The 25,685-nt window shown below is 52.9% G+C and carries 29 protein-coding genes and 1 tRNA gene; 19 read left to right on the top strand and 11 right to left on the bottom strand.

Features of this window, described 5'->3' with window-relative positions:
- The first annotated feature begins 22 nt into the window (after window positions 1-22).
- The 11 genes from fliJ (at window position 23) to AC6I8N_RS12345 (ending at window position 9,088) form a co-directional block, all read left to right on the top strand.
- Window positions 23-466: a flagellar export protein FliJ gene (gene fliJ, locus AC6I8N_RS12295; protein WP_021182865.1), complete on the top strand. Its 444-nt coding sequence runs from the start codon at window positions 23-25 to the stop codon at window positions 464-466.
- Window positions 463-1,752 (top strand): flagellar hook-length control protein FliK, encoded by a 1,290-nt coding sequence (locus AC6I8N_RS12300; protein ID WP_497829148.1) that lies wholly within the window; start codon window positions 463-465, stop codon window positions 1,750-1,752. Before fliJ ends, AC6I8N_RS12300 begins: the two co-directional genes overlap by 4 nt.
- Before the next feature lie 129 nt (window positions 1,753-1,881).
- A complete protein-coding gene (gene fliL / locus AC6I8N_RS12305) occupies window positions 1,882-2,367 on the top strand; it encodes a flagellar basal body-associated protein FliL (protein WP_021182863.1) in 486 nt (161 codons plus the stop codon).
- Between the two features lie 4 nt (window positions 2,368-2,371).
- Window positions 2,372-3,379: a flagellar motor switch protein FliM gene (gene fliM / locus AC6I8N_RS12310; protein WP_021182862.1), complete on the top strand. Its 1,008-nt coding sequence runs from the start codon at window positions 2,372-2,374 to the stop codon at window positions 3,377-3,379.
- Window positions 3,372-3,782, top strand: coding sequence for a flagellar motor switch protein FliN (gene fliN, locus AC6I8N_RS12315; protein ID WP_021182861.1), 411 nt, complete (start codon window positions 3,372-3,374; stop codon window positions 3,780-3,782). The genes fliM and fliN overlap by 8 nt, the downstream gene beginning before the upstream one ends.
- Window positions 3,783-3,784: 2 nt before the next feature.
- Window positions 3,785-4,180 carry a flagellar biosynthetic protein FliO gene (gene fliO, locus AC6I8N_RS12320; RefSeq protein WP_497829149.1) on the top strand — a complete coding sequence of 132 codons (396 nt, stop codon included), beginning with the start codon at window positions 3,785-3,787 and terminating at the stop codon, window positions 4,178-4,180.
- Window positions 4,180-4,911 carry a flagellar type III secretion system pore protein FliP gene (fliP, locus tag AC6I8N_RS12325; protein ID WP_036625087.1) on the top strand — a complete coding sequence of 244 codons (732 nt, stop codon included), beginning with the start codon at window positions 4,180-4,182 and terminating at the stop codon, window positions 4,909-4,911. The genes fliO and fliP overlap by 1 nt, the downstream gene beginning before the upstream one ends.
- Before the next feature lie 10 nt (window positions 4,912-4,921).
- Entirely contained in the window at window positions 4,922-5,191 is a 270-nt protein-coding gene (gene fliQ / locus AC6I8N_RS12330) for a flagellar biosynthesis protein FliQ (RefSeq protein WP_021182859.1), read from the top strand.
- Window positions 5,191-5,979 carry a flagellar biosynthetic protein FliR gene (gene fliR / locus AC6I8N_RS12335; protein WP_021182858.1) on the top strand — a complete coding sequence of 263 codons (789 nt, stop codon included), beginning with the start codon at window positions 5,191-5,193 and terminating at the stop codon, window positions 5,977-5,979. The genes fliQ and fliR overlap by 1 nt, the downstream gene beginning before the upstream one ends.
- 628 nt (window positions 5,980-6,607) lie before the next feature.
- Complete coding sequence (gene rcsA, locus AC6I8N_RS12340) at window positions 6,608-7,243, top strand: transcriptional regulator RcsA (protein ID WP_036624919.1); 636 nt, start codon at window positions 6,608-6,610, stop codon at window positions 7,241-7,243.
- 150 nt (window positions 7,244-7,393) lie between these two features.
- Window positions 7,394-9,088, top strand: coding sequence for a methyl-accepting chemotaxis protein (locus AC6I8N_RS12345; RefSeq protein ID WP_208724110.1), 1,695 nt, complete (start codon window positions 7,394-7,396; stop codon window positions 9,086-9,088).
- A gap of 113 nt (window positions 9,089-9,201) precedes the next feature.
- Here the strand turns inward: AC6I8N_RS12345 and dsrB are convergent, their stop codons facing one another.
- Window positions 9,202-9,399 (bottom strand): protein DsrB, encoded by a 198-nt coding sequence (dsrB, locus tag AC6I8N_RS12350; protein WP_208724109.1) that lies wholly within the window; start codon window positions 9,397-9,399, stop codon window positions 9,202-9,204.
- Between the two features lie 334 nt (window positions 9,400-9,733).
- Here dsrB and AC6I8N_RS12355 point away from each other — a divergent pair, with 334 nt between their 5' ends.
- From AC6I8N_RS12355 to AC6I8N_RS12365, 3 genes are all read left to right on the top strand, one after another.
- On the top strand, window positions 9,734-9,937 hold the full coding sequence (locus AC6I8N_RS12355) for a DUF2525 domain-containing protein (protein ID WP_021182854.1): 204 nt from the start codon (window positions 9,734-9,736) through the stop codon (window positions 9,935-9,937).
- A gap of 362 nt (window positions 9,938-10,299) precedes the next feature.
- Window positions 10,300-11,097, top strand: a complete 798-nt coding sequence (locus AC6I8N_RS12360) for a mannosyl-3-phosphoglycerate phosphatase-related protein (RefSeq protein WP_021182853.1) — start codon at window positions 10,300-10,302, stop codon at window positions 11,095-11,097.
- Between the two features lie 31 nt (window positions 11,098-11,128).
- Window positions 11,129-12,349, top strand: a complete 1,221-nt coding sequence (locus AC6I8N_RS12365; protein ID WP_021182852.1) for a glycosyltransferase family protein — start codon at window positions 11,129-11,131, stop codon at window positions 12,347-12,349.
- On the opposite strand, the gene dgcQ is transcribed toward AC6I8N_RS12365, so the two are convergent.
- From dgcQ to AC6I8N_RS12395, 6 genes are all read right to left on the bottom strand, one after another.
- Complete coding sequence (dgcQ, locus tag AC6I8N_RS12370; protein ID WP_497829150.1) at window positions 12,346-13,998, bottom strand: cellulose biosynthesis regulator diguanylate cyclase DgcQ; 1,653 nt, start codon at window positions 13,996-13,998, stop codon at window positions 12,346-12,348. The genes AC6I8N_RS12365 and dgcQ overlap by 4 nt on opposite strands.
- Window positions 13,999-14,160: 162 nt before the next feature.
- Window positions 14,161-14,340, bottom strand: a complete 180-nt coding sequence (locus AC6I8N_RS12375; RefSeq protein ID WP_021182850.1) for a YodC family protein — start codon at window positions 14,338-14,340, stop codon at window positions 14,161-14,163.
- Window positions 14,341-14,521: 181 nt separating this feature from the next.
- The gene (locus AC6I8N_RS12380; RefSeq protein ID WP_021182849.1) at window positions 14,522-14,656 is read right to left on the bottom strand and encodes a hypothetical protein; all 135 of its coding nucleotides are present in this window, start codon (window positions 14,654-14,656) and stop codon (window positions 14,522-14,524) included.
- A 45-nt stretch (window positions 14,657-14,701) separates the two neighbouring features.
- Window positions 14,702-15,604, bottom strand: coding sequence for a DUF808 domain-containing protein (locus tag AC6I8N_RS12385; RefSeq protein WP_021182848.1), 903 nt, complete (start codon window positions 15,602-15,604; stop codon window positions 14,702-14,704).
- Between the two features lie 10 nt (window positions 15,605-15,614).
- The gene (locus AC6I8N_RS12390; protein WP_021182847.1) at window positions 15,615-15,890 is read right to left on the bottom strand and encodes a hypothetical protein; all 276 of its coding nucleotides are present in this window, start codon (window positions 15,888-15,890) and stop codon (window positions 15,615-15,617) included.
- A 69-nt stretch (window positions 15,891-15,959) separates the two neighbouring features.
- Entirely contained in the window at window positions 15,960-16,436 is a 477-nt protein-coding gene (locus AC6I8N_RS12395) for a very short patch repair endonuclease (protein WP_021182846.1), read from the bottom strand.
- 143 nt (window positions 16,437-16,579) lie between these two features.
- Here AC6I8N_RS12395 and dcm point away from each other — a divergent pair, with 143 nt between their 5' ends.
- Window positions 16,580-17,983 (top strand): DNA (cytosine-5-)-methyltransferase, encoded by a 1,404-nt coding sequence (gene dcm, locus AC6I8N_RS12400; RefSeq protein ID WP_497829151.1) that lies wholly within the window; start codon window positions 16,580-16,582, stop codon window positions 17,981-17,983.
- 74 nt (window positions 17,984-18,057) lie between these two features.
- Here dcm and AC6I8N_RS12405 read toward each other — a convergent pair whose 3' ends face one another.
- Window positions 18,058-18,309 carry a hypothetical protein gene (locus AC6I8N_RS12405; RefSeq protein WP_208724104.1) on the bottom strand — a complete coding sequence of 84 codons (252 nt, stop codon included), beginning with the start codon at window positions 18,307-18,309 and terminating at the stop codon, window positions 18,058-18,060.
- Window positions 18,310-18,385: 76 nt separating this feature from the next.
- Complete coding sequence (locus tag AC6I8N_RS12410) at window positions 18,386-19,084, bottom strand: phosphohydrolase (protein ID WP_021182843.1); 699 nt, start codon at window positions 19,082-19,084, stop codon at window positions 18,386-18,388.
- A 595-nt stretch (window positions 19,085-19,679) separates the two neighbouring features.
- Between AC6I8N_RS12410 and AC6I8N_RS12415 the strand changes: the two genes are divergently transcribed.
- From AC6I8N_RS12415 to AC6I8N_RS12430, 4 genes are all read left to right on the top strand, one after another.
- Window positions 19,680-20,360, top strand: coding sequence for an ASCH domain-containing protein (locus AC6I8N_RS12415; protein ID WP_021182842.1), 681 nt, complete (start codon window positions 19,680-19,682; stop codon window positions 20,358-20,360).
- 165 nt (window positions 20,361-20,525) lie between these two features.
- Complete coding sequence (gene mtfA / locus AC6I8N_RS12420; protein ID WP_497829152.1) at window positions 20,526-21,302, top strand: DgsA anti-repressor MtfA; 777 nt, start codon at window positions 20,526-20,528, stop codon at window positions 21,300-21,302.
- A gap of 103 nt (window positions 21,303-21,405) precedes the next feature.
- Window positions 21,406-21,481 (top strand) — tRNA-Asn (locus tag AC6I8N_RS12425).
- A gap of 270 nt (window positions 21,482-21,751) precedes the next feature.
- Complete coding sequence (locus AC6I8N_RS12430; RefSeq protein ID WP_497829153.1) at window positions 21,752-22,987, top strand: carbohydrate porin; 1,236 nt, start codon at window positions 21,752-21,754, stop codon at window positions 22,985-22,987.
- 47 nt (window positions 22,988-23,034) lie between these two features.
- Here AC6I8N_RS12430 and aroD read toward each other — a convergent pair whose 3' ends face one another.
- Together aroD and AC6I8N_RS12440 are read right to left on the bottom strand one after the other, a co-directional pair.
- Window positions 23,035-23,919 (bottom strand): type I 3-dehydroquinate dehydratase, encoded by an 885-nt coding sequence (gene aroD, locus AC6I8N_RS12435; protein WP_497829154.1) that lies wholly within the window; start codon window positions 23,917-23,919, stop codon window positions 23,035-23,037.
- Window positions 23,920-24,058: 139 nt separating this feature from the next.
- Window positions 24,059-25,600 (bottom strand): right-handed parallel beta-helix repeat-containing protein, encoded by a 1,542-nt coding sequence (locus AC6I8N_RS12440; protein WP_497829155.1) that lies wholly within the window; start codon window positions 25,598-25,600, stop codon window positions 24,059-24,061.
- Window positions 25,601-25,685: the final 85 nt, after the last annotated feature.

A 25,685-nucleotide genomic window follows, 5' to 3' on the forward strand; every position in this document is an offset into this window, starting at 1 on the left:
ACCTGCGTGAAGGGGGATTGCAATGAAAACGGCCAATGCTATCGATACATTGCGCGACCTGGCGGAACAGGACCTGGAGAAAGCGGTCATTCACCTTGGTGATATGCGCCGCGGCCACCAGCAAGCTGACGAGCAGCTGCATATGCTGCTCGATTACCAGGATGAGTATCGCAACAAGCTGAATCAGGATATGTCTGGCGGTATCGCCAGCACCCGCTGGACCAACTATCACCAATTTATTCAGACGCTGGAAAAAGCCATTGAGCAGCATCGTCAACAGTTGCAGCAATGGAGTCAGCGCCTCGATCAGGCTCTTAATAACTGGCGCGAAAAGCAGAAACGGCTTAATGCCTATCAAACGCTGATTACCCGCGCCGCCGAAACCGCATTACGACAAGAAAACCGTCTCGATCAGAAACGGATGGATGAATACGCCCAACGGGCCGCACTGAGGAAAGGCGAATGATTACGCTGCCAACACTCGTTACACAAACTGCCAGTTCGGGTGAGGCTGATACTTCAGCTTCAACGGACATTCTGCAAGGGGTGGAAAACCTGCCGCAGGACTTCGTTACCGCCCTGGGAAATCAGTTATTGACGCTGGCAAAACAGCAAGGCACCAACGCGCAATCGGCTGATTCATCAGCAGAAAGCGATGAAAAATCCAGCAAAGGTGTCTCTCTGAGCGCGCTGCTGGAGGCACTGGACAAACCAGAGACGCTGAACGCACTTTTACAGCCGGAAAATATTAAAGCCACGCTGAAATCAGCCGATGATAAGGATAAGACTGAGGCAAGTTCGTTAAGCGCCAGCGACTTACAGAATGTTCAGGCCCTGTTCGCCATGTTACCGGCAGCGGTGGAAGATCGTACTACGCAAACAGCGGCCACCACGGCGCTGAGTGAAAATACCAGTGACAGTCGTGCCAGTCTGAACAGTACGTTACTCAGTGCGCTGACCAGTAAAGTTAAGGATGAGCAGTCGGATACGGCGACAGCCACCACAACGGCAGTGACAACGGCAGCGACGAAGAAAAGCAGCGATGTGGCTGATGCGTTAACCGCGCAAACCACCACAACGCAGGCCACCAGCACCACGGCCAACAGCAGTTCGACTAACAGCACCGCCCTGACGCTGGATGAGAGTTTTCAGCAGGTGTTGAGTACGCTAAGTAAACCGGATGATAAGCGTGATCTGAGCAGTAGCGACACGACAACGCCGGTAACCAGCGCACCGCTGAGCAGCACCAGCACGCTGACCAGCAGCACCGCGACGACCAGCACCACACCGTCGACACCGATGCTGAATGCGCAACTTGGTTCGTCGGAATGGCAGCAGGCGCTGAGTCAGCAGATTGTGATGTTTAGTCGCAACGGCCAGCAGAATGCTGAGTTGCGTCTGCACCCGGAGGACCTGGGTGCAATTCAGATCAGCCTGACCCTGGATAAGGATCAGGCACAGTTGAATATGGTTTCCAGCCACAGCCATGTGAGGGCCGCGCTGGAAGCGGCTCTCCCACAGCTGAAAACGGCGCTGGCGGAGAGTGGTATAAACCTGGGACAGAGTAATGTCAGCAGCGACGCTTCCGCACAAGGCCAGAATTATCAGGGTCAGCAGGAAGGTCGCCGTGATGGCCAGCACGGCAGCTTTACCCTCTCCCAGGACAGTGACAACGAGATAACGCCTATTGCCGTCCCGGCAGCCCTTCAGGCGCGCGCGACCGGCAACGGCGCTGTCGATATCTTTGCCTGACAGCGGCTAACGCTGAAGGTAAGCGTAAAACCCGCGTCTTTTCTTCCCATTGTTTGACTTAAGACGCGGGATAATCTGTCCAGGCGAGCCGAAAGGCTTGCCCATAATTCACAGGAAGTAACTGCAAACATGTCTGATAACGCGAAAGCTAAAGGCCGCAAACGTTCAATATTAATTCCGGTGTTACTGATTGTGACGCTGGCCGCTTGCAGCGTGGCAGGCTATGCAGTCTGGCGAATGATGAATAAACACGAGGGCGATAAGCCGGAAGTGGCGAAAGTAGAGCCACCCCCTGCCCCCGTATTTTTTGCAATGGATACTTTTACGGTTAACCTGGTCAATCCTGACAACGATCCTGACCGTGTGCTGTACGTAGGCTTTACGCTGCGTCTGCCCGATGAGGACACCCGACGTCGGCTGAATGACTACCTGCCGGAAGTGCGCAGCCGCCTGCTGTTGCTGCTCTCACGTCAAAGCGCTGCGGCGCTGGCGTCTGAGCAAGGCAAACAGGCCCTGGTTGATCAAATCAAACAGGTGCTGGCGCCGCCGCTGGTAAAAGGTCAACCTCCGCAGGTGGTCAGTGACGTGCTGTTTACCGCCTTCATTTTGAGGTGATTTAATGGGCGATAGCATTCTCTCCCAGGCTGAGATTGACGCGCTGCTCAATGGCGACAGTGACAGCGCGGAAGTAGAGAAGAGTTCCAACGGGGGCGACAGTGATATTCGTCCCTATGATCCCAATACCCAACGTCGCGTGGTGCGTGAACGTTTGCAGGCGTTGGAGATCATCAATGAGCGTTTTGCCCGTCACTTTCGTATGGCGCTGTTTAACCTGTTGCGCCGCAGCCCGGATATCAGCGTCGGGGCGATCAAGATTCAGCCGTACCATGAGTTTGCCCGCAACCTGCCGGTGCCGACCAACCTGAACCTGATCCACCTGAAACCGCTGCGCGGCACCGCGCTGGTGGTGTTTTCGCCGAGTCTGGTGTTTATCGCCGTGGATAACCTGTTCGGTGGCGATGGCCGCTTCCCGACCAAAGTGGAAGGCCGCGAATTTACCCATACCGAGCAGCGCGTCATTCGCCGCATGCTGAAGCTGGCGCTGGAAGGCTACAGCGACGCATGGAAAGCGATTTACCCGCTGGATGTGGAGTATGTCCGTTCTGAGATGCAGGTGAAGTTCACCAACATCACCACCTCGCCGAACGATATCGTGGTGAACACCCCGTTCCAGGTGGAGATTGGCAACCTGGTGGGTGAATTCAACATCTGTATTCCATTTTCGATGATTGAGCCGCTGCGTGAGCTGCTGGTCAATCCCCCACTGGAGAACTCTCGTCAGGAAGATAACCACTGGCGCGACAACCTGGTGAAACAGGTGCAGCACTCGGAGCTGGAGCTGATTGCCCACTTCGCCGATGTGTCGCTGCGTCTGTCACGTATTTTGCAACTGAAACCTGGTGACGTCCTGCCCATTGAGAAGCCGGATCGCATCATCGCACACGTAGATGGCGTACCGGTGCTTACCAGCCAGTACGGCACGTTAAACGGCCAGTATGCGCTGCGTGTCGAGCATCTGATTAACCCGATTTTGAATTCGCTGAATGAGGAACAGCCCAATGAGTGACAGCAAGAAACCGTCCGATGACGACATCTCCGCGGACGATCTGTGGGCTGCTGCAATGAACGAGCAGGCGGCAACCAGCGCGCCGGAGCAAAGCGAAGCGGTATTTAAGTCGCTCGACGGCGGCGGTGCCAGCGGATCATTGCAGGACATCGATCTGATCATGGATATCCCGGTCAAACTGACCGTGGAGCTGGGTCGGACCAAAATGACCATCAAAGAGCTGCTGCGCCTGACGCAGGGTTCGGTAGTGGCGCTGGACGGTCTGGCCGGTGAACCACTGGATATTCTGATCAACGGCTACCTGATTGCCCAGGGTGAAGTGGTGGTGGTGAACGACAAGTATGGCGTGCGCATTACCGATATCATCACCCCGTCTGAACGTATGCGTCGTCTGAGCCGCTAAGTATGTTGAAGAACGCGCAAACGGTACAACCTGCCAGCCACAGCCAACCGGTGGTTTCAGCCGGTTCGGTGATTGGCCAGGTCAGCAGCGTGCTGGCGGTGATTGTGTTACTGATCCTCGCCTGTGGCTGGCTGGCACGCCGCCTCGGTTTTGCACCGAAGGCGGTGAGCGGTCAGACGCTGAAAGTCAGTGCCAGCGTACAGGTCGGCCAACGCGAGCGGGTGGTGATTGTTGATACTCAGGATGCCCGTCTGGTTCTTGGCGTCACCGCACAACAGGTCACTCACCTGCATACCCTGCCACCGCTTGCGCCTGAAGATGCTGCTGCGCCACCCGCGCCGCAGGATTTTCGTCAGCTGTTAAACACTCTGGTTAAACGCCCCGGAAAAACCCAATGATGCGTCGTTTGCTTCCTCTTCTGCCGCTGCTGTTGCTGGCACCGGTTGCGCATGCGCAACTACCCGGTTTGGTAAGCCATCCGTTGGCAAATGGTGGCCAGAGCTGGTCGTTGCCGGTGCAGACGCTGGTTTTTATCACCTCACTGACTTTTATTCCGGCAGTGCTGCTGATGATGACCAGTTTCACCCGCATCATTATTGTATTTGGCTTGTTGCGCAACGCGCTCGGTACGCCATCAGCACCGCCGAACCAGGTATTGGTCGGTCTGGCGCTGTTCCTCACTTTCTTCATCATGGCACCCACTTTCGACAAGATTTATTCCGACGCTTATCTGCCGTTTAGCCAGGACAAGATCAGCATGGATGTCGCCATTGATAAGGGTGCACAGCCGCTGCGTGAATTTATGCTGCGTCAGACGCGTGAAGCGGATTTAGCGCTGTTTGCCCGTCTGGCAAATACGCCGCCGATTGAAGGGCCGGAAGCGGTGCCGATGCGCATCCTGCTGCCTGCCTATGTCACCAGTGAGCTGAAGACCGCATTCCAGATTGGTTTTACCGTCTTTATCCCTTTCCTGATCATCGACCTGGTGGTTGCCAGCGTGTTGATGGCGTTGGGGATGATGATGGTCCCCCCCGCCACCATTTCACTGCCGTTTAAGCTGATGCTGTTCGTGCTGGTGGATGGCTGGCAGTTGCTGGTGGGTTCACTGGCGCAAAGTTTCTATTCCTGAGGAGTGCAGCATGACACCCGAATCGGTAATGGTAATGGGACAGGACGCGATGCGTGTTGCCCTGATGATGGCGGCACCCATGTTGCTGGTGGCGCTGGTGAGTGGCCTGATTATCAGCCTGTTGCAGGCGGCTACGCAGGTCAACGAACAAACTCTGTCATTTATTCCCAAGATTCTTGCCGTGGCCGCCACCGCGGTGGTTGCCGGTCCGTGGATGCTTAACCTGATCCTGGATTACATGCGCACCCTGTTTAGCAACCTGCCTTATATCATCGGTTAATGATTAACCTCGACAGCGGCCAATTAGTTCATTGGGTCAGCCAGTTCTTCTGGCCGATGGTGCGTTTGCTGGCGCTGTTTGCCAGCGCGCCGGTACTCAGCGAGAAAAGTATCCCGAACCGCGTCAAAATTGGTCTGGCGGTGCTAACGACGTGGATTTTGATGCCGTTGCTGCCACCGGTTGAAGTCACCCTGTTTACCGCTGCCGGTTTCTGGCTGCTGCTTCAGCAAATTCTGATTGGTGTCGGTCTGGGGCTGACCATGCAGTTTGCATTCGGTGCAGTGCGTATGGCGGGCGAAGTGATTGGCTTGCAGATGGGGTTGTCATTCGCTACCTTCTTTGACCCTGGCAGCCGTCTGAATATGCCGGTGCTGGCGCGTTTTCTTGATATGCTGGCGATGCTATTGTTCCTGACCTTCAACGGTCATCTGTGGCTCATCTCGATGCTGGTCGACAGTTTTCACACCATGCCGATCAGCGATCATCCGCTCAACGCTAACGCGTTTATGGCGTTGGTGAAGGCAGCGGGATTAATTTTCCTTAATGGCATGATGTTAGCGCTGCCATTAATCGTTCTGCTCCTCACGCTCAATATGGCCCTGGGTTTGTTAAACCGTGTTACACCACAGTTATCAGTTTTCGTTGTTGGCTTCCCAATCACCTTAACTGTGGGGATCCTGAGCATCGGTCTGATGATGCCGCTCCTTGCCCCTTTTTGCGAACATCTCTTCAGTGAAGTCTTTGATTTGCTCGCTCAGTTCCTGTCAGAACTCTCCCGTACGAGTTGATTAACGAATCTGTAGCCGTTCTTAAGTGATAGTTAAGCGTTCAAAATCTATTTGTGCATTTTTCGAACCATAATTCTCAGAAATCAACTGAGGAAAATCTGATAAATGCGCATTTCTGGTGAAAATTATTCTTATTAAACGGCGCTTCAAGTATTTTAGTCAGACGAATCCTACAGTGCCTAAGCGTGTGGATTCGTTGAGAAAATGCCCAATAGATTGTTTTTAAACAAAAAAAATTTAGCAGCGATTTTTCTTGTAAGAAAACCTTTTTTCCGGCATTGTCAACACTCGCTGAAACGTCACACTTTCGTATTTCAAATGTTTTTAAGATTTGTCCTATCAGATTTGTCTGTGACATGCGCGATAGTGACATGGCTCGCAAAAATGAGCGATTTACCGACTTAAAACAAATTCCCGGCGATTCCCACTGTCGCGGGGTCAAGAGTGACGTTGAAGTAACACAACAAACTTCGCAGAACGGGTCAGGGAAGAGTCATAATGGCGCACGGGTTTACTCCGCCAGGCTGCTGAGCAGAATAAAAAAGTGTCTTTGGAAATCTCTCTCGTACCGCAAACGCGTAATTCATCGTTGATTTAAACGGATAACAAATTGGTGAGGGTCGCTAACATGCCAACGATTATTATGGATTCATGCAACTACACACGCCTGGGATTATCGGACTATATGTCCGCAAAAGGAGTTAAAAAGAAAAATATTACTTCCGTGTCTGACATCGAGCAACTGCAACAAAGATGTGAACAGCTAAAACCCGGGGTCGTATTTATTAACGAAGAATCGTTCATTCATGAATCCGACTCCAGCGATCGTATCCGCGGCATTATTATGCAGCATCCTGACACCCTATTTTTCATCTTCATGGCGATCTCAAACATCCATTTTGAGGAATATCTCTACGTTCGTAAGAACCTGATTATTACGTCAAAATCGATTAAAACATCGACCCTGGATTCCCTGCTCGGCACCTATCTGCAAAAGAAACTTAATGCAGCGCCACGAATTTCAGCCGGGCTTGATATTCACCCTCTGACATTAAGCCAGACTGAGTCAAATATGCTGAAAATGTGGATGTCAGGACATGACACCATTCAGATTTCAGACAAGATGCAAATTAAGGCGAAAACAGTTTCGTCACATAAAGGTAATATTAAACGTAAAATCAAGACCCACAATAAACAAGTTATTTATCATGTTGTGCGTCTCACTGATAATGTTACCTCCGGGATCTATGTCAACGTGCGATAATTTCCCTCGGTAAAAATAAGGGCTAATCCGCTGATTGGCCCTTTTTTGCTTTTGTCCATTTTGCGATGCAGATCCCACTCTGCTGACTAATCCTTTCCCCTCCCTTGCCGATGTTAGCTTCAGAACACCAACCTATATGAGAGCAAGGATATGAAAACAGCATCGATTGATGAGCAACATAAGCTCAGCATCTGGCAGAACCTGCGCCTGATGCCTCTTTTCAGCATGATCTTTGGTGGCATTCTGCTGCTTTTTGCCCTGTGCATTGGACTCGCCAGCTACTTTCTGATTCAAAGCAATAACTCACTGAATGACGCCACAGATGAAATCCAGATTCGTATGGGGATTTCCAACAGCTCAAACCACCTGCGTACTGCACGTCTGAATGTTATTCAGTCTGGTGCCGCCGCACGTATTGGCGAGATGGATAGCTACCGCGCTGACCTGGCGCGCACCGAGCAACGTATTGAACAGGCACGCGCCGGTTTCAAACTTTATATGGACCGCAAAACCAAAACCGCAGAAGACCTGGCGCTGGATGCACCGCTGACGGAACGCTTCAACGCTTATATCGATAAAGGCCTGAAGCCGATGATCGATTCGGCAAAACAAGGCAGCTTTGAAGGCATTATTGCGCAGGAAACCGATGTAACACGCAAACTGGATGACGCCTATAACGAGGTGTTACTCAAAGCAATCAAGATCCGCACTAATCGCGCTGATGCGATAAATGCGGAAGCGGCACATCAGTCACGCATTGGTTTTATTGCTATGGCCGCCGCCTTTGCCGCAGCACTGGTGTTGGTATTGCTGACCTTCCTGTTCCTGCGCCGCGTGGTGATTAACCCACTGCGTCAATCTGTCGCGCGTATTGAACGCATCGCTCAGGGTGATTTAACCGCGCCCGATCAGGCATGGGGCCGCAGTGAAATCGGCAGCCTGTTGCATAATCTGCAACTGATGCAGGCCTCACTGGTTCGTACGGTTGGTGTGGTACGTGAAGGTGCGGTGGCGATCTATCAGGGTTCCAGTGAGATTTCTGCCGGTAACACCGATCTCTCCTCACGCACCGAACAGCAGGCTTCCGCACTGGAGCAGACCGCAGCCAGCATGGAACAACTGACGGCCACCGTGAAGCAGAATGCCGAAAACGCCCATCATGCCAGCCAACTGGCAGCCGATGCCTCAGGTAAAGCGCGCAGCGGTGGAGAGCTGGTCGATGGCGTGGTGAAAACCATGAACAACATTTCTGGCAGCTCGAAAAAGATTGCCGAAATCACTAATGTTATCAACAGCATTGCATTCCAGACCAATATTCTGGCGTTGAACGCCGCCGTTGAGGCCGCCCGTGCCGGTGAGCAGGGTCGCGGTTTTGCCGTGGTCGCCAGTGAAGTGCGCAGCCTGGCCCAGCGCAGTGCGCAGGCGGCGAAGGAGATTGAGTCTCTGATTGCAGAATCGGTTGATCTGATTAGCAATGGCTCGCATCAGGTAGGGGAAGCCGGCAATACCATGAGTGAAATTGTTGAGGCGGTGCGCCGTGTTACCGACATTATGTCTGAAATCGCCGCCGCTTCAGATGAGCAGAGCCGCGGAATTCAGCAAGTGAGCCTGGCGGTCACCGAGATGGATAATGTGACTCAGCAGAACGCCTCGCTGGTGGAAGAGGCCTCTTCGGCGGCAGCATCGCTGGAAGACCAGGCGGGTAAATTGACCCAGGCGGTTGCCGCGTTTCGTTTGAATGACAAGCCAGGTTTGTTGGTTCCGACGCCAACCGTGCAGCCGACGTTAAAAGCGCTGACGCCTCGCGTGGCAACCGTCAGCAATGATAATTGGGAAACGTTCTAATCTGAGATTACTTATGCCCTCACCCCGGCCCTCTCCCGCAAGCGGGAGAGGGAGGCAGTGCAAAATGTTAGCCTGTGCTCGCATCAGTCCCCTCTCCCGCCAGCGGGAGAGGGTTAGGGTGAGGGGACATAGGGTTCGACAAACACCCCATCCGCATGATCGTTTTCATTAAAGAACCAGATACCCAGCGGATAATCCTCCAGCGCAACCAGATACATAACGCCTTCATTAAATGGCTCTACCGCCAGAATCGTGCCTGAACGGCGCGGACCACCGTCTGTCTTTACCGTCACGCGGTCATTGACCTTCATTGAATACTCTCCAGAAATAGTGCCTCGGACACAGTGTAACGGAAGAATTGGGTAACCGTGTGATCGCGATCAGCCTGGGTGATTGCTTAACTCGCCTAAGAATGCGCCTGGTAAGGGATTTTCACTTTCTTAACGTTTAATGGCGAGACTTTTGACGCGGCCAGCGCGTAGAATTTTTGTTACTGCACCAACCCCAAAGGCGCAGTCAACCTAAAAGTAACAAGGATTTTTGCCCGCGCAGCGCGGGCTTTTTTTTGCCTGTTACGCAGATTCCGCACGATTCCCCTCAGACGTCTATACTGTCTACGTCCCCCTTCTCCGCTCAGGAGGCACGATGATGGTAACGGTAAACGACGATAGCGATAACCTGAACAGCAATATCGATACATTGCTTAACGCCATTCAGGAAAAGACATCAGGCAAGATCAAAGAGCATATGCAACCACACGCGAGCGGATCGCAGGATGCGCAAATTGATCTGTCACAAGCCTTTGAACTGGATATCCACGATTGCTCCTGCATTGAAGTGCATCATTGATATCAGGCAAAAAAATACCCGGCGGGATAGCCGGGTAAAGTAAAAGCGCTAAATTCGTTACACCAGGAAAATCTCTAACACAGCAGCCAGATTACGCCTCAGTCTGAATAAGACAAGTGCCAACGCTTTCCAGAGGTGCAACCCCTCACCTGTTTTACGTCGCGGTTGTTACCGAAAACACCGCATGTATGCTGTCTTTTTTCTGCGCATCTTTTACACATGCACAATTCTGCTGTTAGCCTGTTTTAGGAATTTTCCTGGGTTAACTTCCCATTGCTGTGCGAAAAAGTGTGATCGCGATTACGCTATTATACTGATTATTCCTCGCTTTACGGATGCCCAAGGGTGTAAGGAGTGTGAAGATGGTCAGTCTTGACCAACCGTTATTGATCGTCACCGACCTCGATGGCTCACTGCTGGACCATCACGATTATCGTTGGGATGCCGCCAGCGAATGGCTGGCACGTCTGAAACAAAATCAGATTCCGCTGGTGATCTGTTCCAGCAAAACGGCGGCCGAGATCATTCCGCTGCAAAAAAAACTCGGCATCGCCGGATCGCCTTTTATTGCTGAAAACGGTGCCCGTATTGTTCTTGAGGCGGAGGACCGGCGTAGTGAAGGACAGGGGCAAGCTTACCTTGCACTTTGTCAGCAGTTGAAAGGCTTGCAGGCTGACTTTCGCTTCACCGGTTTTCACGATTTTAGTGACGTTGAGGTGTCCAGATTCACTGGCCTGACGCTGGCGGAAGCCAGTCAGAGTCGACAACGCGATGCTTCCGAGGTGGTGCTGTGGCGCGATGATGCCGCACGGCTGGATGAATTCCGGGCGGCCCTGCATCAGCACGGTCTGGCGTTAACCCAGGGAGGACGCTTCTGGCATGTGATGCCTGAAGGATGTGGAAAAGGTCACGCACTACAAACGTTGCAACAGCATCTCGCCCGGCGCGAGGGGATCACCCGTACCACCATCGGCCTGGGAGATGGCCCCAATGATGTGCCAATGCTGGAATGCGTCGATTATGCCGTCGTCATAAAAGGCTTCAGTAAAACGCCGGTCATCCTGACGCGCGATGATGAGGAAAACGTCTACCACACTGCACACGTTGGTCCCGAGGGCTGGCGTGAAGGTTTGGATTATTTTCTTGCCCAACCCGATTAACGGGCACACAGCTAATCAGAAGGATGAGGCGATGAGTGATTTTTACCAGAATGGCGTGATTACCAACTTTCATAATCTCACCCACCGTAGCGTTGAGTCGCTGGAAAAAGAGATGGTGCGTTTTGCCCGCAAACGCAAAATGGGGCTGATTTTACCGTCGCTGTTTTCCGAACTGGAAGGACCGGCGCTGGATAACATTGTCAATGAACTGGCGAAAGTGCCTTACCTCGATGAGATTGTGATTGGCCTCGACCGTGCAGACCGCGAGCAGTTTCTGTTTGCACGCGAGTTCTTTGCTCGCCTGCCCCAGCGCCATCGTATTTTGTGGAATGACGGGCCGCGTCTGAAAGCGCTGGATGCCGAACTGGACAAAGAGGGCCTTTCGCCCAGCCAGCCGGGTAAAGGGCGTAACGTCTGGTTCTGCACCGGTTATACGCTGGCCTCCGACCGTACCAGTTGCGTCGCGTTGCACGATTGCGACATCGTCACTTATGAACGTAGTATGCTGGCGCGCTTGCTCTATCCGCTGGCTAACCCGGCTTTTCAGTATGAATTCTGCAAAGGTTTTTATGCGCGTGTCGCAGGCGGCAAACTGAATGGTCGTGTCGGGCGACTGCTGGTGGGGCCGCTGCTGCGCTCACTGCAAAAAGTGTATGGTCATTCGGAATATCTCGACTATCTCGCCAGCTTTCGCTACCCGCTGTCCGGGGAATTTGCCATGCGCACCCATGTGCTGAACAATATTAAGATTCCCGGCGACTGGGGGCTGGAAATTGGCGTGCTGTCGGAGATTTATCGCAACTACACCACACGGCAAAGCTGCCAGGTAGAGATTGCCGATAACTATGACCATAAGCATCAGCCGCTGGCCGAAGAAGATGGCACCGGTGGTCTTAAGCGTATGAGCAATGACATCGTGCAATCGTTACTACGTAAACTGGCGACAATGGGCGTGCCTCTGACCAGTGACTCATTCCGGGTATTGAAAGCCACCTACTATCGCAACGCGCTGGATATGATGGAGGTCTACAATCACGAAGCCACTATGAATGGTCTGAAGTTCGACCAGCACATTGAAGAGGCGGCGGTAGAGATGTTCACCCAGGCGATTCTCGATGCCGGTCAGGCATTTATTGAACGTCCGAATGACAAACCCTTTATTCCCAGCTGGAGCCGGGTGCAATCTGCCTTTCCGGATATCCTGCAACGGATTTACCAGGCGGTTGAAGAGGATAACGACGGTAAGGTCTAATCCGCGCTGCACACGCGATTACGGCCACTGGTTTTCGCCAGGTAGAGTCGGCTATCGGCTTTGGCCTGCAAGCTCTCCGCGTCATAATCGCCCTGCTCCTCGCTGCTGGTCACCCCGGCGGAAAGCGTGATGTTAAAGGTGGTACTGGCGTTCACCAGGATAGTTTTGGCCGCCAGACGCGCACGGATGCGCTCCGCAACCACACTGGCTTCCGCCAGGGTGGTTTCTGGCAACACAATACAGAATTCTTCCCCGCCAATACGTCCCGCCACATCGTATTTACGCAGCGTATGGCTGATTACGCTGGCTACACGGATCAATGCCTGATCGCCCGCATGATGCCCCCAGGTGTCATTGACCTTTTTAAAATGATCGACATCCAACTGGATAACCGCAAGCGGTCGCTGCAATTGCTGGCAGTGGGCAGCCTGCGCCACAAACTGTTCGAAGAAGGCACTGCGATTGAGTAAACGCGTCAAACCATCGTAATTGGCCCGCCAGGTGAGGCGCGCAGAGAGTTCATCCTGGCGGCGCACCAGACGGAAGATCACCTGATGTGCTACCGCCAGCATCAGGACAAACAGCAACCACATGCCGAGCAGGAACAGCGTAACGCGTCCCAGCTCCTGCTTCATACCCTGCTTCAGGGTCTGCACATTGATAATGTAGCCGTCGACATTTTCCAGTTTGCTCCAACTGGCAAACTGTGTCCCCAGCCGCAATATGCCGCTGCGTTCATGTTGCATACGCTTCAGCAATTCTTGCCGTTGTTCAGCATTCAGTGGGGCTTCATCCGGGGCATGCAGGCGAGCCACCTCCTCCAGCTTACGATCGAGGAACACCAGGTTACCCTGCAACAGCGTATGACGCGTTTCCGCCAGCAGATTACGAATGCGCGCCTGGGGGAAATCCATCGACAACACGCCATACCAGTAGCCATTGCTGATAATCGGCGCGCTGAGGGTCAACATCAGTCCTTCATCGAACTGCCCCTGGTAACCGCTGGTCCAGCGCAGATAGGGTCTGGGATTCTGCTGCGGGTTAAGGGCACGAAAATAGGCGCGCTGCACCATTGTGGCATAGCTTTGCTCCAATTCTTGCGGGCTTTGCGGGGGTCGCGAGCTGATATAAAAACCCGCGCGGGAGATGTACCAGAAGCGCGAATGAAAATCATGGTCCGGATCGCTGAATTGCATGATAAAACTGAACTCCAGCGCAGCGCGGATCTCCTGGTCAATCAGAGCCGGGTCGCGCCTTAGCAGCGGATCACGCGCCAGCCAGTCATCTCCGACACCGTTCAGCGGCATACTACGCGGGCTATTCAGCTGCAATTGCCACAACGGATGCTGACGTAATGCCTGGAAACGCGTCACCGCTTCGCGCGCGTTATCGGAATCAAGCGGGTGTGTCAGCGCATAACTCAGCATCTTCTGGTAGTAGACCAGCTCATCCACGCTCTCCTGGAACTGACTGTCGAGATTCTTTTGAATCTCCGCCAGTTGCGCACGCTGACGATCTTCATAGCTGGTTTTTAGCTCCAGCGCTTCATGCACCGTCAGGAAAGCCGAGAAAAGGAATACCGCAAAAAAACACAGGTGAACAGATAAAAAGGGATTGCCCGACTGCCGGGGAAGTGGCGTTTGTGCCATCAGCAACCATGCTCCGGAAAAAGGCGAATGAAAACATTGTAGCCAGCCGGGGAAAGATCGTACAGACGGGGATCGGTAGCGGCGCGATTTATCGTGCAATTTCATGCAGGGTGCAGAAAAAGTCGCACGCTAAATCGCGCCGCTACGTATTCATCTCAGCTATTAGCTGGCCAGTTGACGCGCGGCAGATAAGTGACAGAGTTCGTCACTATGGAATGCCTCACGGCGTACGCTGTAGCCATCATACCAACGACACTCTACCATTCCGCTGGCATAGCCGGTCACCACCATAGTGGGTCCGCCCTGTTTGTGCTGAACTTCGTCACTGATCGCAAAGGTCATACGTGCCCTCCCTTCTACCCGTTGAATGAACTTCATCAGGTATAGCAGGCGTAGGGGGTTTTTGCCTATAAGAGATTGTGATTACTACTGCAATTTAGGAATAAGCAGTTAAATATGCGGAAAATAAAAAAAGCGGATAAAAATTATTATCCGCTTTGAAATGCTTTCCCGGGTGGGAAAATCAGATTTTACAACCTTCGCAATCAGCTTCGTCGCTCAGATCGGTCGGGACTTCGCGTGCTTTCTCCGCCGCTTTCGCTTCAGCCTGTTCCAGCTGTGCATCGATATCAAATTCAAACATATCGTCGTTCATCATCGTTCTCCTGACCCGTGATTAGAAATTTCCTGCGCTTTATAGTCTTTATCCACGCACTTTGGCAATCAGATTCACCACCAACAGCACGATCGACCCAATCAAAAAGCCCAGTACCAGGTTGGCGCCGTTGCTGAGCAGCGCCGAGACCAACGGGTTAAAACCCGCGCTGTACGCCTCAATCGCATGGTGCAACGGCGTAATCCCGTGAATGACAATACCGCCCCCCACCAGGAACATCGCCAGGGTACCCACCACCGACAGAATTTTCATCAATATCGGGGCAGCGGCTAACAACAATCCCCCCACCGCCTGCGCCAGCGTGGATGATTTTTCCCGCAGCCAGTATCCGAGATCGTCGATTTTCACAATCCCGGCAACGATGCCATACACCCCCACCGTCACCAGAATGGCGATACCCGCCAGCACCATCACCTGATTGAGCAACGGCGCTTCCGCCACGATGCCCAGTGTGATGGCAACAATTTCGGCCGAAAGGATAAAGTCGGTACGTACCGCACCTTTCACTTTATCCTTCTCAAATGTCTTTGGATCCTGTTGCGCCAGTTGCTCAAGACGCTGCTGACGTGCTTCCGGGCTTTGCTCGGCTTTATCGTGGTTGAGGCTGTGCAACACCTTCTCCACGCCTTCAAAGCAGAGATACGCCCCGCCAATCATCAGCAACGGCGTAATCAGCCAGGGCGCAAAAGCTGAGATCAGCAGCGCCAGCGGCACGAGGATCAATTTGTTAATAAAGGAGCCTTTCGCCACCGCCCACACCACCGGCAATTCGCGATTGGCTTTTACGCCGGTAACCTGCTGCGCATTCAGGGACAGATCGTCACCCAATACCCCGGCGGTTTTTTTTGCGGCCACTTTGCCCATCATGGAGATGTCATCAAGCAAGGTGGCAATATCATCCAGAAGCGTCAGTAAGCTGGTTCCTGCCAAAATGTTTTCCTTATTCCTGTTCGTGATCCTGACAACAGGGGCAACGCTCGACCGCTGTCACTGACATATCGGCGATGCCCGCACAATCCCACTCAACGCGTAACGGCTGGCCCGCCACATCCCCGGCATGCAAATATTTGCTCACCGGACTTTCCGTCATACCCGTAATCTCTTCGGTGGCGACCAGCGTATCACCCAGATAGATCCGGGCGGTGGCTCGGGTGTTGACCATCCGTTCGTCACGAAGTTGGTACAGGCGTTTGACCGTCAGTTTTATGCTGCTCATGGCTATGTTCCGCGTCCCAGAGAAAGGAGTGATCTAAACCGTTATAGCGAGTAAAAGCAACAATCTGCCTTATACGCCGCGATAATGATGCAAACCTGCATGATCGATTTCACCGCTGTGACTGGCGGCCAACAGCCACTCCTCCAGTCGTTCAATTAACGCCTCGTCCTCGAGGCGCAGCTTGCCACGTAACGCACATTCCCAGACGATCAACACCTTCCAGCCGCTCTCCTGCAACTGCTGAATGTAGCGCCGGTCCCGTTCGACATTACTGTTAATTTTACCGGCCCAGAATTCGGTACGCGTAGCGGGCATTTTGAACAGATAGCAATGATGACGATGCCAGAAGCAGCCGTGGACAAAAATAATCGCCTGCTGGGCCGGGACGACAAAATCAGGTCGACCGGCTAATGCTTTATCCTGCACCCGATAGGTAAATCCACGGTCTTTTAATATCAACGCAATACGCTGTTCAATCGCCGTATCCTGAGTACGAATTGCACGCATATTCTTGCTACGAACATCACGAGAATGGACGTCGGCCATAACCTTTCCTTTTTCTTGTGGCTCCTTCAACTTTAGCGGTTTGGGGCAAAAGCGAAAGCCGCATTCACCACCGGCACGTCGGGCCAATTTCTTCATAGCGTCAGGAGTGGTAGCATAGCCGCTTCACTGTTAAGGAAAAACGCATGCACGCCGAAGAGACCGCCGCGACTGCCTCACCCTCCCCACTCACTGTTTCCGCCACTGACGATGCCACCACGCTGTTGTTGCAAGTGCTGGCGATTTACGCCGCACGCGACCTTGTGAGCACGCTGAGCGACGCCGGTGGTCGCGACTGGAGCGTGCCGCGTCTCAACCGTATTCGTCAGGGAAAGAGCGCAGCACCGGCGTTAAGCAGCGCGGAAGTTGCCAGTTTGCAGGCGTTATTACCCGCTCGTCCCGCGCATTATGACGCGCCTCGTTTTCAGTTTGTCGATCTGTTTGCCGGTATTGGCGGGATTCGCCGTGGCTTTGAACAGATTGGCGGCCAGTGCGTCTTTACCAGTGAATGGAATAAAGAAGCGGTGCGTACCTACAAGGCCAACCACTATTGCGATCCGCAGCATCATCGCTTCAACAGCGATATTCGCCAGGTAACGCAACCGGCCGGTCTGAGTGATGAGCAAGCCATCTATCAACATATTGATCGCACAATCCCTGACCATCAGGTGCTACTGGCAGGTTTCCCCTGCCAGCCCTTCTCGCTGGCCGGTGTGAGTAAAAAGAATGCCCTGGGCCGGGCGCACGGTTTCGAGTGTGAGGCACAGGGAACCTTATTCTTCGATGTGGCACGCATTCTGGCTGCGAAAAAGCCGCCGTTCTTCGTGCTGGAAAACGTCAAGAACCTGAAAAGTCACGACAAAGGACGCACCTTCGCCATTATTATGGCGACGCTGGATGAGCTGGGCTATGACGTGGCCGATGCGGATAACGCGGGACTGGCCGATGCCAAAATCATCGATGCACGCCATTTTCTGCCGCAACATCGTGAGCGTATTGTGTTGGTGGGTATCCGTCGTGACACCCATCTGAGCGAGGGATTTTCTCTGCGCGCCTTACCCGCACTCTATCCCAAAAAAGTCCCGACGCTCAGTAGCTTGCTGGAACCCCAGCCTGATGCCAAATATACGTTGTCACCGGTACTGTGGAACTACCTTTACCAATACGCCAAAAAACACAAAGCCAAGGGGAACGGCTTTGGTTTCGGTCTGAACGATGCGCGTAATCCGTCGGTTTGCGTGCGCACCCTGTCGGCTCGCTATTACAAAGACGGTTCGGAAATTCTTATTGATCGTGGTTGGGACCGTGCGCTGGGCGAGCAGGACTTTCATCAGCCGGACAATATGTCACGCCGCCCACGTCGTTTAACACCACGCGAATGCGCGCGGCTGATGGGATTTGAAGCACCGGGTGAAACGCACTTCCGCATTCCGGTGTCCGATACCCAGGCCTATAAACAGTTTGGCAATTCGGTAGTGGTGCCGGTATTTGCTGCTGTGGCGCAACTGCTATTGCCATTGATCGAACAATACACCCGCAACATGAAGTGATTTCGGGCAGCGGGCACAGCGGTTCAGACTGGAAAACGCGTAAGAAAAAACCCGTCAGTTGACGGGTTTTTGTTTTATTTCTTTTTCTTGCCCTGCTTCTTCAACAGCGCGCGAATCTGTTTCAGTTCAGCAGCACTCAGTTGATCGGTTACCGCTTCTGCTGTGTCCTGATTGTCGATCGCATCCTGCGCCGGAGCCTGTAGGCTCGCCTGCAAGCGATTCACAATTTCCTGACTCATAGAAATTTGGTTGTCCAGAGCCAGTTGTTTGATGTGTTCTTTCAGCGCAGGATCAATCTTAATCGTTAAATTAACGGTCTCGGTCATCGTGTTACTCCTTATTGATTTTCATCAACGTAGCGGAAGATGCCGAAAGTTAACAGGCTGTCATAAAAATTTAATATTAGACGTGTAGGGGACTGAAATCCCTCAACACCGATTCGTCCATAGAGGTCAGGTTGCCCTGAAGCTCCGCGCACAGTTTTGCCATATAGCGCACCAGGAAGTCGGCATTGTGTTCCGCCAGTTGGCGTCCCGCTTCGGTTTGCATAGTTTCAGGCAGGCGTAATAACTTCTTCTGGAAGTGATCCAGCGTCCAGTGCACATCATTCAACTCACGATCTTTGCCCAGAGGATCGTCGCTGTCGAACAGCGGGCGTCCCAGCGCACCGGCAGTATAAAATACCCGCGCCAGGCCAATGGCACCCAGTGACTCCAGGCGGTCGGCATCTTGCACAATCTTCGCCTCAAGGGTTTGTGGCGCGATCGCGGCGCTAAAACTGTGCGCCTGCACGGCATGCGCGACAGCATCTATGTGGTCAGCCGGAAAGTCCGGGAAGTCTTGTTGCAGAATGCGGCGCGTCTCTTCAGCGGCGTAAGTTGAGGCCAGATGACGTTCCGGGTGGTTTTTCGGTAAGTTGACAACATCATGAAAGTAGCAAGCGGTCAGCACCACCAGCGCATCGGCATCGCTATTTTGCATAATGCGTGCCGCGCTCATCCAGACACGGCGCAGGTGGGCGATATCATGGGCTTTATCATCATGCAGCCAGTTCTGCTGCAACCAGTTTTCGAAACGGTTTTGCCAGCCTGTTAGCGACATCGTGCTTCTCCTGTTATTGCTGTTATAAAGCACCGCCGTCAATGACGAGCGTGCTACTCCTGCAAACATCATAGCGGCCCGGTGATGACACTTTCTTTACACTCCTCCTGCATAATCAACTGCGAAAAAATGCGATCCTGATCCTGTTATAGCGCTGTTAACAGCACTTTCCCAGCACCACGCGCGTTTTCGGTATTTCCTCATCCTCGTTTCAGTTAAACGACTCTGTTTAGCAGTGATAATGTTTTAAAGCCATGCAGAAATAGTGTGTAACGGATTAATTTTGGTTTAACTCGCTAGCTTAAAACGCGTCGGTCAACCGATCACCCACGACATATTCTGAAAGAGTTCCCATTGTGTCCGTTATAACGTACTGTATCTGAGAAAAATGCGATTTTGTTTTTCCATTGCATCCAATCAAGCACGTTTTTTGCTTGTGAGCCATTTTTAAAACTGAATACGCACTGAATGCCTGACTATAAGGCGACAAATTATTAAGCAAATTGATTTAAACCCATTATGCTAATTCTGCACATCCGTGGACGCGGATGGTTCAGCAAATTCTCCGGGTTGGTAACACAACAAGAGGTAAATCATGAAAGAACGGCCGATTCTTTTTTCCGAACAGCGGGTCCGCGCCCTGCTGGTTGGCCAGCAAACACAGACCCGGCGCATTATGAAGACTCAGGCTTTCGGCCCTGGTCAGGATCATCACGAAGGCGTACACGCATTTGACGTCAGTGCAAACCATCTGCACGGCTATAAATTGATGTCAATGTCAGACATCAGTTATCACTGCCCCTATGGTAAACCCGGCGATCGTCTCTGGGTGCGCGAAACCTGGCGTGGTCCGATCGTGCCGGAGGAACAGTTGGCAGAGTATGAACGCGAGCCACTCCCCTTCCGCGACCCGGTGTATTGTCAGTATCGCGCCGACAGCAATGAGCTGGGGCAGCAGGATGACAATTTGCAAGATGCCGAGCAATTTGGCTGGCAGACGGCCATCCATATGCCACGCTGGGCCAGCCGTATTGATCTTGAGATCACCTCCGTTCGTGCCGAGAAGATTCAGGACATCAGTGAAGACGACATCATGGCAGAAGGCGTGCAGACCGACTCGCACTTCCTGAATAACTTCTTCACCATGAATATGAACTCCGAGTCGCCTAAAGAGGCCTATCGCAAGGCGTGGCAGAAACAATACGGTGCCACCAGTTGGGAAGTGAACCCGTGGGTATGGGTGATCGAGTTCCAGCGTGTGGAGCGTGAAGGGTAAGTCCTCTCTCCGGCAGAGGTGAGGGGTAAACCTCTCACCTTTGCAATCTCAGTCACAGACAAAATTCTTACTAACAGGTTGAATAGACAGCTTTGATTCTGCGCTGGTAATTTTCGCTGTACCGCGCGAGGATACCGTCTTACGCCCTGAAGAGTGAGTGATGCGATGTTCAAATGGCCGTGGCACGCGCAGGTAGAAACTTCAGTCGCAGCGCTGCCGTGGCAACAAGCGCTGGCACAACCTATTTTCTCTCTGCTTGACGAAAACGAGCAAGCGAGCCTCATCGCACTGGCACAGCGCTTCCTGCAACAAAAAAAAATCACGCCATTGCAGGCATTGCAACTCGACGAACTACGTACCGCCCGACTGGCGTTGCTATTTTGCCTGCCAGTGTTGCAGCTCGGCCTGGAATGGCTTGATGGCTTCCATGAAATTTTGATCTACCCTGAGCCCTTCAACGTGGATGGCCACTGGCAAGATGACAGCGGCCTGGTGCATCAGGCCGCGGCGGTGCACGCCGGACAAAGCTGGACCCAGGGGCCAGTGGTGTTGAATGCGCTGGACATCCAGGATTCGTTTGATCTCTCCGGCTATAACCTGGTGATCCATGAAGTCGCACATAAACTGGATGCACGCGGCAGCGGCTACACCAGCGGTGTCCCGGCCATTGCCCTGCGTGATGTCGCCAGTTGGGAAAAAGATTTACTTCAGGCGATGGAGGAGATCGAAGCTGAAGTGGAGTTGGTGGGTGAACAAGCCGCCACCATCGATCCCTACGCTGCCAGCGATCCCGCCGAGTGCTTTGCCGTCCTCTCCGAATATTTCTTTAGCGCACCGGATTTACTGGCAGAGCGTTTTCCCGCTATGTACCGCCATCTGCAACAATTCTATCGTCAGGACCCCCTGGCGCGTTTAGCCGCCACGCGCCCGGAAATTGCTTAAAGCGTGATCGCTTTGTATTAATGCTAGCCAGTTGAATACAAATGTATTTTTAGCTGTTGACAGCTCCGGCACTGCCCATTAATATGCGCCTCGTTCCAACGATTCCTCTGTAGTTCAGTCGGTAGAACGGCGGACTGTTAATCCGTATGTCACTGGTTCGAGTCCAGTCAGAGGAGCCAAATTCGAAGAAGAGCAGCCTGAAAAGGCTGCTTTTTTTTTGTCTGTAGCGGCGCGATTTATCGCGCTATTTTGAAAACCTGTGCGATAAATCGCGCCGCCACCCGCTCGTAAAATCCAGAAACACTTGGTTTGTCAGGAAGCGTCAATAAGCACACGATCAAAAACGTACCAGGAGGTACAATAAGCGTGCTTATTAACTTTCTACCACTTACACCATGAAAACCATTTGTTTTAAAATCAGGCTATTGCCTGCCGCCCTCCTTTGCGCTTTGGCAGTACCTGCCGCACAAGCTACCGACTTCTTCCACCAGGACACCCTGACCGGTGACTGGGATGGCGCACGGAGCGATCTCGCCCAGCACGGCGTTAACTTAACCGGCGACTATGTCTCAGAAACCGCAGGCGTGTTGAGCGGCGGCCAGTCTTATGGCACACGCTACGCTCAGCAGATTCGTCTGGGTGCCACCTTTGATTTGGACCGTCTGTTCAATGCGCAGCACGCCGGTACGGTCCAGCTGTCAATCAACGATCGTCGTGGACGCAGCACCTCGGCGGATCTGGTCGGCAACCGTCTGCCAATTCAGGAAGCGTATGGCGGCGAATATACTCGCCTGAGCGAACTGAGCTACGCCAATTATCTCTTCACCCCACAGTTGCAGTACAAGCTGGGCTGGCTGGCTATGGGGAATGATTTCGGTGGCCTGTCGATTCTGACCAACTTTATGAACGCAGGCTTCTGTGCCCACCCGCTGTCGATGTCAGGTAGCAGCGGCTGGGGTAACTACCCCAACGCCCACCTCGGCGGTGAGTTAAAGTACAGCTTCAATGACAGCTGGGCGCTGCAAACGGCGGTATTTAACGTTAACCCGGATCAGAACAGCGAATCGTCCCGAGCATTTAAACCCTTTGCACCGGGCACCACCGGCTATATCGTCCCGGTTGAGTTGATCTACAACTTACAGGGTGAGTTACCCGGTCAGTACAAACTCGGTTACTACTACGACAGTTCCAACGTCGCACGTATCGACCAGCCCGATCGCCGTGCTGATAAACGCTGGGGTGCCTACCTGCTGGCCGACCAGACCATTTGGCAGTCCACTTCGCTGCGCAGCCAGAACCTGCATATGTTTGGTCAGGCCACCACCACCGATGCCGCTACCTCGCCGTTCCGTCACTGGTACTCGGCCGGTTTGGTATTGAATGGACCGTTTGCAACGCGTCCGCATGATGCGATTGCCATTGGTTATGGTCGTGCGGTGTACAACCAGCACAGTCGTGATAATGCCGTTGACAGTTTGCGCGCCAAAGGCGAATTAGCCGACGCCGAAATGGTAAATGGTCTGGATATTGGCGAGCAGCTGGTTGAAATGACCTATACCCTGCAAGCAACGCCGTGGCTGTCGGTACGCCCGAGCGTGCAGTACATCAAAGAACCGGGTGCGTTCTCGAATAAAGAGATCAAAGATACCTGGGTTGCGGGTGTGCAGGTTAAAGTGAAGTTCTAAAACAGAATGCCTTCCGCATAGCTTGCGGAAGGCATAATTGCAGGGGATTAATGGCCGTTCAGCGCCACATCAACCGTTTTTAATACCTGATGCAACTGTGCCGCATCCACCTGTCCCGGTGCAGACGCCGTACCAATCATGCCAAAGGTCAGGTCATCACCAAACACTTCCCCGGAAAGCCGGGAAATCGCCCCCAGGCCGCCCATCGACATCGTCAGCAACGGTTTACGCGAGTAGTCATTGCGGATCTGCGCCGTAGCATCCATCAGTTTCACCACATCACCTGAATCATGTGGCATCACCGCAATTTTCAGGATATCTGCGCCCATGCTGTCCTGCTTACGCAGACGATCAACGATCTCGCTGGTGGCCGGGGTTTTCTGGAAATCATGGCTGGACATCACCACTTTAATTCCGGCGGCATGGGCAGCGGTGACCACCTGGTGGATCACTGCCGGATCGCGGAACATCTCCACATCGAGAATATCGATAAAGTGATCTTTAATCAGCGCCAGATAGAGCTTGCCATACGCCTTATCGCTGATGGCTTTCGCGCCACCTTCAGACTGCGTACGGAAGGTCAGGATAAGCGGTTTACCCTGCACTTCACCCGCAACCTGTTTGCCCAATGCGCCAACTTGCGCGGCATCGGTGGCGAAATTCAGATAATCAATACGGTATTCAATCAAATCGGCATCCGGGTTCGCGCCGATAACTTTGGCCTGCGCCAGAACCTGGTCGGCTGTCGCGCCGGTGGTAGGGATGATGACTTTCGGCATCCCTTCGCCAATGGTGGTCTGGCGAATGGTGATGGGTTGTGCGTGTCGTACGTTGACGGCCGCAGCCGGTGCGCTGGTGGCGGCAATGGCGCTGGTCACACCTGGCAAGGCCAGCAGCAAAGAAATCGCTAATACACTTTTATGCAAATTCATGGGGAGTTCCTGTTTCGCTAATGACACACCTGACTGGACGAGATCAGCTGCGAGGCTGTCTCTTTCCGGTCGGTTTATTTTTTTAGTTGCAGATGAATGCCGTCAGGTAATGCTGTGTCGCAGCTCGCTCAGGAATGGGTTATTGCATGGGGGCAGGCTTACTTAAAGGTGAAGTAGCACCGTCATCGGTGGTGGCAGTGGATGTCACATTCGCCACCGCTAAATCCGCGCTCAGCGGGGTTTGATAATGGATAGTGCCGTTACCCTGTGCATTAATGGCAACCATCTGATAGCCGAGGAAATGCTCCGCTTCGTCCATCGTTGCTTTGCTGTTGGAGAAAAACTCAATGCGGTAGGCAGTATTGGCCTCCCCTTTCACGCTGCCGTCGATGGTTAGCATCTGCTGGTCACGCACGACACGGGTAATGACCGGCGCAGGCTGATCTTTATTCGGCGTTGCTTCACATCCAGCCACGTTACCATCAATGGCGCAGATTTTTTCCAGCTTGCTGGTGTCATTGCTGATACCACCGCCACGATTACCGATAAAGGCCGCATGTTCGAGGCCTGGCACATTAAATACAATGGCACCGGCATAACCTGGCAGGCAGCTCCCACCGGCAAAGCAACGTTTAATGTCTTTGCCGTTGTCGACCATAATATTTTCAGTGATCCGGTTCACGGCTGGCCCGGTAATGCGGTTAATGCCAAAGCTGCCGTTTTTACCGGGTTCACCCTGCGGACGCACGGAAACCGCCACCCGATTGCCGATCATGGTATTCCCGGCCACCACGTTGCCCGTCCCACTTAATGTCACCGCAGAAGAGAGATTGGTGAAGGTATTATCGGCAATATAGTTGCGATTTCCCCAATTGAGCTGTACGCCGTCGGAATAATTTTCAAAATGATTATGAATCACTTCGTTGTCATTCCCCCACAGCATCTCCAGCCCCTGTGAAGGTTCCTGGTTATGTACGTTGTCGGTGGTGACAAAGTTATCCGCAATCAGGTTAAACGAGGCACCACGGGTGGCTTCCATCGCATCACCATTATTAATAAACGTATTGCGGATAATTTTATTACGCTCGGTGGTGGTGGCGGTCGAGTTACCCTTGCCATCATCCCCGGTCAACATAATACCGGCACCGCCATGATTACCGACGATGCGGTTATCTTCAATCACGTTGTTTTTGGCGCGATTCACCAGAATCCCGATACAGAAATTACGCACTTCAACCCCTTGCAGGGTGACATCATGGGTATCGCGCAGCACCAGACCCGGCATGGTCGTGGTACGCACATTAGCACCGTACTGGCCAGGGACGGCACCGGGGCAGGATTGCGGGTCCACACCTTTAATATATCCAGAACCGTCGATGGCGACAAATTTCCCTTGTTTAAGGAAATCGGTGTTAATAATCTCTACCGGACCTTTAATTTCCGGTAATGGTTTATTAGGTTTGATAATCAGTGGCTGGTTGTTGGCGGAGTGTAATTCAATACGATAATGTCCGGGATTTTGGTTATTTTTTTCCAGCGCCCAGCGCAGCGTGCCCTGGCTGCCATCATCGGCAGGAGACGTCACCCGTAATACTTCAATACCTTGTGTTGCGTTATCTGCGGCGTGCGAAGCCAATGGCAATAGCAACGCTATTGCACAGGCAATGTTATTTTTAATCATGATGAATTCCGATCTGACTAAAGTAGCCGGAAATAAACACCGTTACTTTCCGGCCCCTGGTTTAATGACTTTTCCATCCCCGATA

The sequence above is a fragment of the Pantoea sp. X-Soil-TKNS-1279 genome (genome assembly GCF_059730565.1).